This is a genomic window from Tepidanaerobacter sp. EBM-49 (assembly GCF_001896645.1).
GTDB classification, from domain to species: domain Bacteria; phylum Bacillota; class Thermosediminibacteria; order Thermosediminibacterales; family Tepidanaerobacteraceae; genus Tepidanaerobacter; species Tepidanaerobacter syntrophicus.
This window is the reverse complement of sequence record NZ_MPPE01000025.1, coordinates 1-13544: the sequence shown is the minus strand read 5'-3', so window position 1 is coordinate 13544 and position 13544 is coordinate 1. Positions and strand designations below refer to the sequence as shown.

At 39.6% G+C, this 13544-nt stretch carries 13 protein-coding genes and 1 other RNA gene; 5 read left to right on the top strand and 9 right to left on the bottom strand.

Annotation, left to right across the window (positions count from 1 at the left end; all coding sequences use genetic code 11):
* The first annotated feature begins 255 nt into the window (after positions 1-255).
* The 5 genes from BUE08_RS03850 to BUE08_RS03830 all read left to right on the top strand — a co-directional run bounded on the left by BUE08_RS03850 (position 256) and on the right by BUE08_RS03830 (position 4043).
* Positions 256-906, top strand: a complete 651-nt coding sequence (locus BUE08_RS03850) for an SGNH/GDSL hydrolase family protein (protein WP_213997419.1) — start codon at positions 256-258, stop codon at positions 904-906.
* Positions 907-1082: 176 nt separating this feature from the next.
* Positions 1083-1985, top strand: a complete 903-nt coding sequence (locus BUE08_RS03845; protein WP_213997420.1) for a peptidylprolyl isomerase — start codon at positions 1083-1085, stop codon at positions 1983-1985.
* 111 nt (positions 1986-2096) lie between these two features.
* Positions 2097-2447, top strand: a transfer-messenger RNA (tmRNA) gene (gene ssrA, locus BUE08_RS03840).
* 215 nt (positions 2448-2662) lie between these two features.
* Complete coding sequence (locus tag BUE08_RS03835; RefSeq protein WP_502689426.1) at positions 2663-3826, top strand: ComEC/Rec2 family competence protein; 1164 nt, start codon at positions 2663-2665, stop codon at positions 3824-3826.
* Between the two features lie 13 nt (positions 3827-3839).
* The gene (locus BUE08_RS03830) at positions 3840-4043 is read left to right on the top strand and encodes a DUF3006 domain-containing protein (RefSeq protein WP_202859741.1); all 204 of its coding nucleotides are present in this window, start codon (positions 3840-3842) and stop codon (positions 4041-4043) included.
* Here the strand turns inward: BUE08_RS03830 and BUE08_RS03825 are convergent.
* From BUE08_RS03825 to hemA, 9 genes are all read right to left on the bottom strand, one after another.
* On the bottom strand, positions 4040-4732 hold the full coding sequence (locus BUE08_RS03825) for a copper homeostasis protein CutC (protein ID WP_059032703.1): 693 nt from the start codon (positions 4730-4732) through the stop codon (positions 4040-4042). The genes BUE08_RS03830 and BUE08_RS03825 overlap by 4 nt on opposite strands.
* A 21-nt stretch (positions 4733-4753) precedes the next feature.
* The gene (gene nagA, locus BUE08_RS03820; RefSeq protein WP_286680389.1) at positions 4754-5929 is read right to left on the bottom strand and encodes an N-acetylglucosamine-6-phosphate deacetylase; all 1176 of its coding nucleotides are present in this window, start codon (positions 5927-5929) and stop codon (positions 4754-4756) included.
* A 224-nt stretch (positions 5930-6153) separates the two neighbouring features.
* Positions 6154-6885, bottom strand: a complete 732-nt coding sequence (gene nagB, locus BUE08_RS03815) for a glucosamine-6-phosphate deaminase (protein WP_286680388.1) — start codon at positions 6883-6885, stop codon at positions 6154-6156.
* 106 nt (positions 6886-6991) lie between these two features.
* The gene (gene hemL, locus BUE08_RS03810) at positions 6992-8275 is read right to left on the bottom strand and encodes a glutamate-1-semialdehyde 2,1-aminomutase (protein WP_286680387.1); all 1284 of its coding nucleotides are present in this window, start codon (positions 8273-8275) and stop codon (positions 6992-6994) included.
* Positions 8272-8841 carry a precorrin-2 dehydrogenase/sirohydrochlorin ferrochelatase family protein gene (locus tag BUE08_RS03805; RefSeq protein ID WP_059032707.1) on the bottom strand — a complete coding sequence of 190 codons (570 nt, stop codon included), beginning with the start codon at positions 8839-8841 and terminating at the stop codon, positions 8272-8274. The genes hemL and BUE08_RS03805 overlap by 4 nt, the downstream gene beginning before the upstream one ends.
* A complete protein-coding gene (gene hemB, locus BUE08_RS03800; protein ID WP_213996482.1) occupies positions 8823-9803 on the bottom strand; it encodes a porphobilinogen synthase in 981 nt (326 codons plus the stop codon). Before hemB ends, BUE08_RS03805 begins: the two co-directional genes overlap by 19 nt.
* Positions 9800-11326, bottom strand: a complete 1527-nt coding sequence (gene cobA, locus BUE08_RS03795) for a uroporphyrinogen-III C-methyltransferase (protein ID WP_286680386.1) — start codon at positions 11324-11326, stop codon at positions 9800-9802. Before cobA ends, hemB begins: the two co-directional genes overlap by 4 nt.
* Positions 11323-12204: a hydroxymethylbilane synthase gene (hemC, locus tag BUE08_RS03790; protein WP_286680385.1), complete on the bottom strand. Its 882-nt coding sequence runs from the start codon at positions 12202-12204 to the stop codon at positions 11323-11325. The genes cobA and hemC overlap by 4 nt, the downstream gene beginning before the upstream one ends.
* Entirely contained in the window at positions 12146-13456 is a 1311-nt protein-coding gene (hemA, locus tag BUE08_RS03785) for a glutamyl-tRNA reductase (protein WP_286680384.1), read from the bottom strand. Before hemA ends, hemC begins: the two co-directional genes overlap by 59 nt.
* Positions 13457-13544: the final 88 nt, after the last annotated feature.

The following is a 13544-nucleotide window of genomic DNA, read 5'->3' as shown; positions in this document are numbered from 1 at the left end:
CATTATTTTTTGATCATCTTCGGTCAGTTCCTTAATTATTTTCTTAGCTTTATTTGTTTTCTAAATTCTTCTTTATATTGTTTTCTTGTCATTTAAGCAAGCCCCGTGTTTTTATACTATCATATACAAAAATTTTCTCCAAGTTGATTTTATGGGCTATAGGAAAACAACCTAACGTGTTAAATAAGTATCCCTTACTTCATTTTCATGTTATTATATAAACATAGGCAAATTTTTTATGAGGTGGGTAAATTTATGAAGACTATACTTTGTTATGGTGATTCCAACACATGGGGTCATAATCCTGATGGTACAGGTAGGTATCCAAAGCATATAAGGTGGCCAAGTGTGCTTCAAAATGAGCTCGGTCAAGGATTCGAGGTGGTACCCGAGGGTCTAAACGGCAGAACCACTGTCTGGGATGATCCTGTCAGAGGGGAACATAGAAACGGCAAAGCTTATCTTTTGCCATGCTTACATACTCATAAGCCTTTAGATCTTGTAATATTATTTCTAGGCAGCAACGACCTAAAAAGTAGGTTTAGTGTAACATCTAATGAAATAGCACAGAGCGTAGAAATGTTGGTAAATATAATCAAGAAAAGTGAAACAGGGCCAAATTTAGGATCCCCGGAAGTCATGGTAATAATTCCTCCGCCGATTTTGATTCCGGAAAATGCGCCGACTATAAGTTATTTAGCACCTGAGCTTGAAAAAGCTATAGAAAAGAGCAAGCATTTTTCAGAGCAGTATGCGATGGTATTAAGCGGGCAATGCCATTTATTAGACTCGTCTAAATATATCTCAACCAGCAAAATAGACGGTATGCACTTAGACCCTGAAAGCCATGCTGTTTTAGGTAAAGAAGTTGCGGCATACATCAAGAAACATATATTCACGGAATAAAGAGAAAAATCCCCCTTTATTTCATACACTTTCACTTATTTTACCCATTGTTATACATTTTTTTGATAGCATAATAATTTACAAGAAAGCACTCCATCAATAAGTTGTTTGTTTGCCAGCTCATAGACATAACCGTCTAAAAGCTGATATACTATTACTAATAAAGATTGTAAAGGGTGAGGACAATTTTAATTAAACACAAAAAATTTATAGTAAGCATTTTAGTTTTGTCATTGGTTTTCGCATTGATTTTATCGGCATGTAATACGAGCACATCGGCTAAAAAGGCTGATGACAATGTAGTTGCGCGTGTCAATGATGAAGTTATTACGAAAGATGAATTGTATGATGCGTTAGTTCAAGAAAACGGCGACGCAGTGTTAAATTCCTTAATTGCCAATAAAATAGTGGAACTCGAGGCTAAAAAACAGAACATAACTGTGTCAGAAGAAGATGTGCAAAAAGAAGTTGATAAACTGGCCGAGCAATACGGCGGTGAAGAAGCATTTACTCAGTTTCTTGATATGTATGGCTATTCTTTAGATGGAATAAAGGATAATATTAAAATGAACTTATATGTCAAAAAACTCCTTGAACCTACAATTAAAATAGAAGAAAGTGAAATGAAAAGTTATTTTGACGAGAATAAAGCAAACTTTGACACGCCGGAGCAGGTCAAGGCAAGCCATATTTTGGTCGACACTGAAGAAAAAGCAAAAGAGGTTAAGCAAAAATTGCAAGACGGAGAAGATTTTGCAGAACTTGCAAAGACTTATTCCACTGACACCTCAAATAATCAGCAGGGCGGAGAGCTTGGTTATTTTTCAAAAGGGCAAATGACCCCAGAGTTTGAAGAAGCCGCATTTTCTTTAAAGGTTGGAGAAATAAGCGATCCTGTAAAGACAGAATTTGGCTATCATATTATCAAGGTTGAAGACAAAAAAGAGGCAAAAGAAGCAACTTATGAAGAAAGCAAAGATAAAATAAAAGAAGTATTATTGGAAGAAAAGCTGTCAACTGCATTTAGTACTTGGATTCAAGAAAAATTTAGCGAATACAAGATAGAAACGCTTATATAAACAAACAACAAATTTACCCAGCGCCTGCAAGCTAAAAACTTTTGCAGGCGCTGCACTTCTTGATATTTTGTATTATTTGTTATATAATAGATTTGTAGTATAATTTCATACGGGGGCGTTTGGTTTCGACGGGGGTAGCAGGGATAAGAGCTGCAGGCCGAGCTTTCCGACTCGTAAATCCGGAAACAATAATTAAACGCCAATAACGATTTAGCTTACGCTGCTTAATTAAAGCAGCGCGTCCTTACTCGGCTTTGCCCGAGAGCTGAGATAAGGGCGTCAAAAAAATCGGGATTTTCTTTTAGCGTTGCTCTGGCGCTAAAAGAGAAACTTACAGAGCTGGCCGAGCTTTAATCCTGCCCTCAGGAGTAAAGCCGGCGAGATCCAAAATGAGGGATAAGCTTGTAGACGCTCTTATTGATGTACCTCCGGACAGGGGTTCGATTCCCCTCGCCTCCACCATAAAAAGCTATTTTTGATATTAATTAATTTTATTGGACATATACAAGCACGAGATTTGAAACTGTGCAAAAGGGCTTTCGAAGTAAAAAACAACTGCGGAAGTCTTTATTTTATTTGAAGATAAATACGGGGTTTATTAGTTCGAAGAAACATCTTACCAGGAAGTGGTTGCTAATATGAAGTTGCTAAAAAATATTTTCGGATTTAGAGCTAAGATGCAGCATAAGCAAGCCATCCAAATTTCGAAAATCTTGTTGTGTCTATTAATATCCCTGTCGCTGATAATTATTGCGGCCTGTGGTGTCTCAACAGATTCACCTCAATCTGATTCTCTGCCAAAATCTCCGCCTGCCCAATCCCAGGAAGAGGAAGTTTCTTCTGCGCAAAATCAGATCAAAGTCCATTTTATAGATGTAGGTCAGGCAGACAGTATTTTAATTCAGACTCCTGAAGGAAAAGTGATGCTTATTGACGCAGGGAATAACGAAGATGGAGATTTTGTTGTGTCATACTTAAAATCTCAAGGTGTAGAAAAGATTGATGTTTTGGTAGGTACACATCCTCATGAAGATCATATAGGCGGTATGGATGATGTTATATATTCCTTTAATATAGGCAAAATTTATATGCCTAAAGTTGCTTCTACAACCCGGACATATGAAGATGTATTAACAGCTATAAAATCTAAAAATCTCAAGGTTTCTACTGCAAAAGCAGGAGTTACAATTGACATAGATCCTAAAATCAAGATCGAAATGCTTGCTCCCAACAGCGAAACTTATGATGATTTAAACAACTATTCTGCTGTTATAAGGATTACATACGGTAAAACCGCATTTCTTTTCGAGGGAGACGCTGAAAGTTTATCCGAAAAGGAAATGTTAAAAAAAGGATATGATCTTAAAGCTGATGTATTAAAAATCGGCCATCACGGCAGCTCAAGTTCTACTACATCAGAATTTCTTGCAGCTGTGTCTCCAAAATATGCCGTGATAAGTGTTGGAAAAAACAATGATTACGGCCATCCTGCAAAGACAACGATGGATAAACTAAAGACTGAAAATATAATAGTGTATAGAACGGACGAATGTGGGACAATCACTGCTACAAGCGATGGCGCGAACATTTCTTTTAATTGTAAGCCCGGAACTTACAATTCCGGGGCACTAAGCAGCTCAAATTCGTCTATCTCAAGCTCCGTTTCAAATATAAATAAGTTTTCTACTAAAAGTTCGGAAATAACAGTGTATTGGACGCCTAATGGCAAATCATATCATTATTCTAAGGAATGCTCGACCCTTTCTCGCAGTAAGACCATCTTAAGCGGTCCTCTTTCCAAATGTCCTAAATCGGATCCTTGCGATGTTTGCGTTCATTAGGAGGATGGAATAAATGATGAAGGTAATTATTGATAGATTCGAAGGGGATTTTGCGGTAGTAGAATTACCGGATAAAACAATGGTGAATATGTTAAAAATACTCCTTCCTTCAGAGGCGAAGGAAGGAGATGTAATCAGTATAACTGTGGACAAAGAGGAAACAAAAAGTAGGAAGGCTCATATAGAAAAACTGATGAATGACGTATGGGAAGATTAATTTTCAGTTGCCTTTTTGTATTCCTCAGCTATTTCTTTTAGCTTTTCACAGTTTATATCATAAAAAGGAGAATTATTCATGCGGACTGCAGTTCCAAAGTGAACTTCTTTTGTCCCGGTTTTTTTAATAACCGGAGCTAAAGTCTCTTTTGTCATGCCTCCCCCTACCATAATTTCGATCTTTCCTTTTCCGGCTTCGATCATCCTACATATTGTAGAAAGATTGTCCATAGGCTTTCCTTTACCGCCAGAGGTAAGCACTCGTTTTATCTGTGGATATTTTGCAAGAATTTTAATGCTTTCTACCAAATCTTTTGTCTCTTCAATTGCCCGGTGAAAAGTTATATCAAGTCCCTCTGCTGTCCTCAACAATTTTTGTAAATTTCTTTCATCAATACTTCCGTTTTCATCCGCCATGCCTATAACGATTCCGTTTGCCTTTAGCTCTTTTACAATATTTATATCTTCTTCCATGATTTTTATGTCTTCTTTGGTATATATAAAAGACTTGGCATGGGGGCGAATCATTACATTAACAGGAATTTTAACCCTTTCAACAACATTTTTAATAAGAGCATAACTAGGCGTAAGCCCTCCTTCAGTAAGGCCTGACACCAGCTCTATCCTTTGGCCTCCGCATGCCTCAATTTTTATCGCATCGTCAATACATGTTGCTATGATCTCAAGCACTTTTCATCACCTTTGCTAGTATTAATATGCTTTTATAACATTTAAAATGTTGAGCTCTTCGTCAAAAATTATAAGGTCTGCGTCTTTTCCTATTTCTATGCTGCCTTTGCATTTATCTACACCAATAGCTTTTGCAGGATTTAGGCTCGCCATGCGAACGGCATCTTGTAAAGAAACCCCCACCATTTTTACCATGTTGTATACCGCTTTATTCAGCGTTAGGGTGGAGCCTGCTAAAGTTCCATCTATGAGCCGGGCTTGTCTATCTTTTACTATAACTTTTTGCCCGCCCAGGGTATATTCTCCATCGTCAAGTCCGGCAGCCATCATGGAGTCGGAAATCAGTATGACTTTATCTTTGCCCTTTGAATTTACAGCAAGTTTCATTGCGGCAGGATGTAAATGAATCCCGTCACAAATCATCTCACAAGATACCCTTTCATCTGTCAGGGCAGCTCCGGCTATTCCAGGCTCTCTGTGAGTAAAGCTTCTCATTCCATTAAAAACATGAGTGACTTGTATTACCCCACAATCAAATGCTTTTTTTGCAATATCAAAAGAGGCATCGCTGTGGCCTGCTGACACTGTTATGCCGTGGTCTTTCAAAAAACGTATCGCATCTTGCGCACCGGGAAGTTCAGGTGCCAGTGCAACTATCTTTACAGAATTTTTTGAAAGCCTTATAAAATCTGCCAGTTCATCTGCGTTTGGCTCTTTAAGATGCTCGGGAGCTTGTGCTCCTTTTTTTGCAGGGGAAAAATACGGACCTTCAAGGTGCAGCCCTAGTACTTGGGATCTGGGATTATCTGAAACATCTAAGCTGCCATGTTTTTTATTCTGCTCTGATATATAATCTGCAACGTTTACAATGGCTTTCTTAGTATCTTCAATTGAAGCTGTCATAGTAGTTGCCAAAAATCCTGTCACGCCGTTTTTACAATAAAAATCAGCCATGGCGCAGAGTGCCTCAAAAGTGGCATCCATAGTATCATGCCCGGAATTTGCATGGGTGTGAATATCAATAAAGCCTGGAGCAAGATAATTGCCCTTAGCGTCTATAATCTTGTCAAAATTTTCCTCCTGCAGTTTACCGCAAGGCGCAATATCTTTTATTTTAGTTCCCTCAACAGCTAATTCAAAACCATACAACACCTCATAAGGCGTTATTATGTTTGCATTTTTTATAAGAACATTCATCAAGCTTCCTCCGTTTCTATTTCTGTGTTCTAATACATTTTATCATAGAAGGGTGGAACAGTGAACTTTAAAAGCAATAAAAACTAAAACTGTAATTGACGATAGTATAAAATTGCCAAAAGTAGCTTTGATAGGAGACGATAAAAAACTGCCCCGGGTCAAGTAGGCCAGAGGCAGCTTTTGTGCTGCTAAAATTTAAGAAGTGCTTATTACTTAGAAATTATTTATTTACACAGCGATGCTGCTTCTTCATCCATTATTATTGTTGTATCGGGATGTAGTTTTAGGAGAGAAGCCGGGATTTTTGTAGTTACCACATCTCTATTTAGAATTTTAGCCATAACTTCTGCTTTATTTTTGCCGCTGGCTAAAAGCAGGATTTTTTTGGCTTTCATTATAGAACCAATGCCCATTGTTATAGCTTTTGTTGGAACTTGTTCAGGAGAATCAAAGAACCTGGAATTTGCTTTTATGGTATCTTCTGTAAGATCGGTTAGATGTGTCCCTAGAATCAATTCCTCTGCAGGTTCATTAAAACCTATATGACCGTTTACGCCTATGCCCAACAGCTGCAAATCAATGCCGCCGAACTTTGAAATTTCTTCATCATATTGCTTGCAATAAGTTTCAACATCTTTTACCAATCCGTTAGGTATATGAACATTTTCCTTTTTTATATTTACATGATTAAAAAGATTTTCGAACATAAAATAGTTATAGCTCTGGGGATCGTCAGGAGGAAGATTGTAATACTCATCCAAGTTAAATGATACTACTTTAGAAAAATCTAATCCCTCTTCCTTATGCATCCGAATAAGCTCTTTGTATGTACCTATAGGAGTGCTTCCTGTCGCAAGTCCGAGCACTAAATCAGGTTTTTGTTTTATTTCGTTAGCAAAAATCTGTGCTGCTTTCTCGCTCATTGCCGAATAATCTTTTTCAATAAATACCTGCATAAAACTACCTCCTAAACATTTTTACAGATTAAAATACATTACTGATTATACCACAAAAAGTTTAATTATATACTTTTGATAAAATTAAATTAAAAAATTTTTTTACTTAAAAGCTCAGATTTTTTGTCACGCCTTCTGCTATATTCAAAGTTTTTTCTATATCTTCATCTGTATGTGCAGTCGACACAAAGAAAGTTTCGAATTGGGATGGGGGAAGATAGATACCGGCTTGCAGCATTTTTTTAAAGAAGGTATTATAACGGGCTGTATCAGACGTGGCTGCCGAAGCATAATCATAAACTTTGCTATTTGTAAAGAAAAGCGTCATCATGCTTCCGACGCGATTTATTGTAACCGGAATACCTGCTTTATCCATAATGTCCTTTAATCCCGAGCAGAGTCTTTCCGCCTTCTTGTTAAGCTTGCTGTATATGTCAGGATTTTTAGAAAGTATGCTTAAAGTCGTATATCCTGCAGCCATAGCCAAAGGATTGCCAGATAACGTTCCTGCCTGGTATACAGGACCATCGGGAGATACCCTGCGCATGATTTCTTCTTTTCCTCCATAGGCTCCCACCGGCAGACCGCCTCCAATAATTTTTCCAAGTGTTGTTATATCAGGCACAATATTATACAATCCCTGGGCGCCTTCATATCCAACTCTAAATCCTGTAATGACTTCATCGAAAATCAAAAGCGCGCCATGGCTTTTTGTTAAACTTCTCAGCTCCTGTAAAAATTCTGGCTTTGGAGGCACTGTTCCCATATTGCCGGCTACAGGTTCCACAATAACGGCGGCTATATCTCCCGGATGTTTTTCAAAAACATCTCTTATCATATCTATATCATTATAGTTAGAAACAACAGTATCTCTTGCAGTATCTTGAGTTACCCCGGCAGAATCCGGACTGCCGAAGGTAAGGGCTCCCGAACCTGCTTTTATAAGGAGACTGTCAGAATGGCCATGGTAACAGCCTGCAAATTTAACTATGATGTTTCGACCTGTATAGCCTCGTGCAAGCCGTATTGCGCTCATAGTGGCTTCAGTGCCGGAATTTACCATTCTTACAACTTCAATTGAAGGTAAGGCTTCTCTTATTTTTTCAGCCATAAGCACTTCAAGTTCTGTGCATGCGCCAAAGCTTGTGCCCAGCTCAGCCTGTTTTTTAATAACCGATACCACTTCCGGATGGGCATGTCCCAGTATAAGGGGACCCCATGAAAGCACATAATCAATGTACTCTTTGCCGTCCTCATCCCAGATATGACTTTTACTTCCTTTTTTTATAAAAGGCGGCGTAAGCCCTGCGGATTTAAATGCTCTGACAGGGCTATTTACACCGCCCGGCATAACTTTCACGGCTCTTGTATAAAGCTCTTGGGATTTCATATTTTCTCACCTTTTTCAATTATGTTCTCATAGATTTCTATCTTTTCTTCGATTGTAAGATTCTGATGCTTTATCTCCTCTCTTGCCTTTGACAGCTCATCAAGGAGTTTTTCATATCTTTCTCCTATTGTTTTGTCAAGCTCCTCGCGTATTTTCCTTGAAAGAAGAGGACTTTTGCCCCCCGTTGCAACCGCTATCGTAAGGTCTTTTCGCCTTAGCACCGATGGAACTATATATGAAGAAAGCTTAAGATTATCTGCAACATTTACGAGGATGCCGCGCTCTTTAGCTTCATTTGCCACCAGCTCATTTATACGGGCATCATCACATGCAGCAACTACTAAAAAATATCCGGCAGCATCCCCTGAAATATAGCTTCTATGTATTACGTCGATCTTATTTTCTTTGGAAAGCTCATCCACTTCATCACATATTTTGTCTGCAATTACGGTTACTTTCCCTCCACATTCCAGCAAAGACTTTATCTTCCTATATGCAACTTTGCCCCCGCCTACCACCAGGCACCTCTTGTCCTCTATATCGAGCATTATCGGGTAGTAAGCCATTTTGCCGCATCCTTTGCAAAATAGGTTATTATCATATCGGCGCCTGCGCGCTTCATGGACGTCAGCGACTCCAGCGCCACAACTTTTTCATCAAGCCATCCTTTCAGCGCTGCAGCCTTTATCATTGAGTATTCCCCGCTTACATTATATGTAGCGAGAGGAACCTTAAAGCTGTCTTTTGCACGCCTTATTATGTCAAGATATGCAAGCGCCGGCTTTACCATCACGATATCAGCGCCTTCTTCTATATCCAATGCTATTTCTCTTAAAGCTTCATCTGAATTTGCAGGGTCCATTTGGTAGCTTCTTCTATCTCCAAACTGAGGAGCCGACTGAGCCGCTTCCCTAAATGGTCCGTAGAAGCCGGAAGCGTATTTTGCGCTGTAAGCCATGATCGGCACCGTCACATAACCTTCGCTGTCCAATATTTGTCGTATACATCCTACCCTTCCGTCCATCATGTCGGAAGGCGCTACCATATCGGCTCCGGCTTTTACGTGAGATAAGGCGGTTTTTGCTATAAGTTCTAAGGTCTTATCATTATCCACATACCCATTTTCCACCACTCCGCAGTGACCATGGCTGGTATATTCGCAAAGGCATACATCTGTTATGACAATCATAGAGGGTATCGCCTCTTTTATAGCCCTTACAGCCCTTTGCACAATGCCTGAGCTTGCATAAGCCTGACTTCCTACCTCATCCTTCGAAGAGGGTATGCCAAAAAGTAAAATTGCCGGTATTCCAAGCTCATATGTTTCTTTGACATCCTTGACCAGTTTATCTATGGAAAAATGAAATACTTTCGGCATAGCCTCGATTTCCTCTTTTACATTCTCGCCTTCCACGACAAAGTAAGGATATATGAGATCCTTTACATCAAGTGAAGTTTCTCTTACCATATCTCTGATATTTTGATTAAGTCTTAACCGCCGCGGTCTTTTCACAAGTTCCGCCTTCATTTAAAATCACCTTCCTTATCAATATAATAGGCTAATATAGCTCTTGACAGTCCTTCCAGAGTATACTCTTGAGGTATAATATCAACGTTCCAGCCTGCTTTTTCTAAGGCCGCTTTTGTAACAGGACCGATTGCGGCTATCTTTACATTTTTAAAACTTGCCATATCATCATTTAGTATTTTGCACATAAAATCAAAAGAGGATGGACTGGTAAACACCGCTACATCGATGCCATCCTGGATTTTCTCAAGCAGCTCTTCTTTAATCTCAAAATTTGGTTCGTTTTTATATGCCGTAATTTTTTTTGCTTTAATTCCGCAGTTTTCAAGACCGGCTATAAGTTCCGTTCCCCCTATATCCGACGTTATGACTGCGGCGCTCTTTCCAAAATGCTCTTTTTCTATGCAGCTCAATAGTGCCTTTGATGTATATACCTTAGGCACCACATCAGGATATATATGAGCTTTCGAAAGTTCTCCACCTGTTTTTTCACCTATGGCCCATATCTGTTTGCCTGATAAATACCGTGCATCTATTTTATTTTCCTTCATACATGAAATAAAGGCATTAACGCCGTTTTTGCTTGTAAATATCAGGATATCGCAGTCCGCAATTTCGTTTATAACTTTCACATTTTCCGCTTGAGAAGATATTTTAAGTGTAGGGCAAATAATAACCTCTGCCCCCTCTTGCTTTAGCTCATTAAATGGCAAATCTCGCCTCGGCGTCGGCTCATCGGAAAAACCCGTTCCTAAAAAGAGGATCCTTTTGCCAAAAAGCTTGCCTTCTTCATACCAGGATAGCTCATCTCTCAAATTTACAACCTGGCCTATCACTATGACAGCAGGATTTTTTATACCGGCTTGTCTCACCTTATCGCCTATATTTGATAATGTACCTACCACCGTCTTCTGACCAGGTGTTGTCCCTTTCATTATGACGGCAGCAGGCGTATCTGGTGATTTGCCATATTTTATAAGGCTGTTTGCGATATTGTCCAGGTTGCAAATCCCCATCAAAAATACCAAGGTCCCTTTCAGTTTTGCCAATGCTTCAAAATCAATAGAGCTTCCTCCGTCTTTCTCATGCCCTGTTATAATATGGACGGATGAAGCTGCATATCTGTGCGTTACCGGAATTCCGGCATAAGCGGGCACTGCCACTGCTGATGTAACTCCGCAAATTATTTCAAAGGGTATTTGATTTTGCCTAAGATAAAGGGCTTCCTCGCCGCCTCGTCCGAAAACAAAAGGATCGCCGCCTTTGAGTCTTGCTACATTCTTGCCTTCCAGGGCTTTCGTATAAAGAATATGATTTATCTTGGACTGAGGCACCGGATGATCTTTCGGAAATTTACCCACATCAATAAACTCTGCACCGGAAGGTGCCCATTTGAGAATATCAGGATTTATCAGGCGATCAAAAACCACCGTATCGGCGTGTTTTAAAGCCTCTACCGCTTTTAAAGCAATTAAACCTAAATCCCCTGGACCTGCACCTATAAGGTATACTTTGCCCTTCATAGTTTACCTCCCAATTCCTCGGCAAGGCGGATACCGATTTGTTCTGCTTCGTTTCTTCTGCCTTCAAGTTTTCCCCGCTTTACTATTTTATCCCTTTCTATCATGCCTATAAGCTTTAATCTGTCATCAAAAATCTCGGCATATGCTCCCATAGGCTGCTTGCAGCTGCCGCCTAGGACTTTCATAAATGCCCTTTCGGCTCTTACTGTGCAAGTAGTCTCGTCATCATTTATATACTTAACAAACAAGGATATTTCATCATTAGCTCGAGTTTCCACAGCCAATGCACCCTGTCCTACCGCCGGTACTATTTCGTCCGGTGAAAAATAATCGGTTATAAGGTTTTCCATACCCAGCCGCTTTACGCCTGCCGCCGCCAGTACAATGCCATCAAGGCCGCAGGTTTTTATCTTTTTTATGCGGGTGTTAATATTTCCTCTTATCTGAACACACTGGATATCCTGCCTTAGCTTATTTAATTCACACATTCGCCGCATACTGGAAGTTCCTATTTTAGCCCCTGTATCCAGCTCGGAAAATCTCCTGCCATCTGCCGATATAAACACATCTCGGGGATCTTCCCGCCGAGTAATCGCTGAAATTTCAAGCCCTTCAGGCAAATCTTGTGGCACATCTTTTAAACTGTGCACTGCCATATCAATAGCACCGGAAAGCAGTGCTTCCTCTATTTCTTTAACAAAGGCGCCCTTGCCCAATTCATACATATTGGAATTTAAAAATTTATCTCCTGTAGTCTTTACGGTTATCAGCTCAAAATCCCATTGTGGAAAGTGTTCTTTTAATTGGCTGATAATCAGCTTAGTTTGCACTAATGCCAACTGGCTTTGCCGGCTGCCGACTTTTACAATTTTTTTCATCAAAAATGCCTCCTGCAAATACATTGACTACTGATTCGTCTAGCTTTTCTTCCTCGGCCAATGTCTTTAGTCCGATTAAATATCTATTCACTATCTTTGCTGCAACCCTTTCAAGTGAATACTTAATCTTTTCCTTTTCTTTTTCATCCAAATCCTGCAGCTTGTTTTTAACTCGTTCATATTCGCTGCGGCAGACTTCATCAGCATATTCGTTCATATGCCGTATCATCTTTTCGGCATAAATGGCATTATCCCATTTGATAATATCGTTTAGACTCTCATCGATCATATCCTCAATCATAGTAACTAAATGTTCCCTTTTCTTTTGATTTTCCACAGCGGTTCTTTTTAAATCATCAATGGTAAACAGTGTCACTCCATCTATTTCGCCTATCCGGGGGTCAATATCCCGCGGAAGCGCTATATCCACCATGCAGATTTTATCGCCCTGATGATGACAGGCCGTAAATTTCTCAAGGTTTACCGTATAGTGCGGCGCATTTGTAGCACTTATAACTACATGGCTCTGGTTTATGTATTCATACTTTTGCTCATAGGGCACAACCGTTACCTCCGGGATTTCTTCCTTGAGTTTTAACGCATTTTCATAGGTTCTGTTAGAGATATAAATGCGTCTTGCCCCCTTTGCCACAAGGTGCTTTATGACCAGCTTCCCCATCTCCCCGGCGCCTATTACAAAGATATTTTTGTCATGCAAATCCTTAAAAACCTCCAATATAAACAAAACTGCAATATAGCTTATAGAAAGCGAATGATTTGTAATTCCGGTTTGACTTCGTGCATTTTTTCCAAGAGTAATCGCTTCTCTAAAGAGCTTGTTTGTGTATTTCCCGGTGGATTTACATTTTTTTGCAATTTCCCAGGCTTGTTTCACCTGAGATAAAATCTGATCTTCCCCCACCACCATTGATTCAAGACCGCAGGCAACTCGAAAAAGATGCTCTACTGCGCATATTCCATCAAGTGCGTAGATATATGGGGAAAGCCGAGCATCATCCAAAGCGAAAAAATCGCCAAAAAAGTTTGTAAGCACATCTGTTTTAGGCTCAGACGCAATCGCATAAATCTCACTTCGGTGGCAGGTTGATACTATAACCGCCTCAAGTATGCCATTAATTTCTTTAAGTTTTGCCAATGCTTCGCCTGTTCTTTTATCAAAACACACTTTTTCTCTAAGCTCAATTGGAGCTTCTCGGCTGACACCTACCATTAAAAGCTGTTCAATTCCCATTGCCGTTACACCAAACCTTTTTTTGAAATAAAATAGTTTCACACAAGAAATCTATTGCAAATTTCACAAATAACTTTATCCATATCAC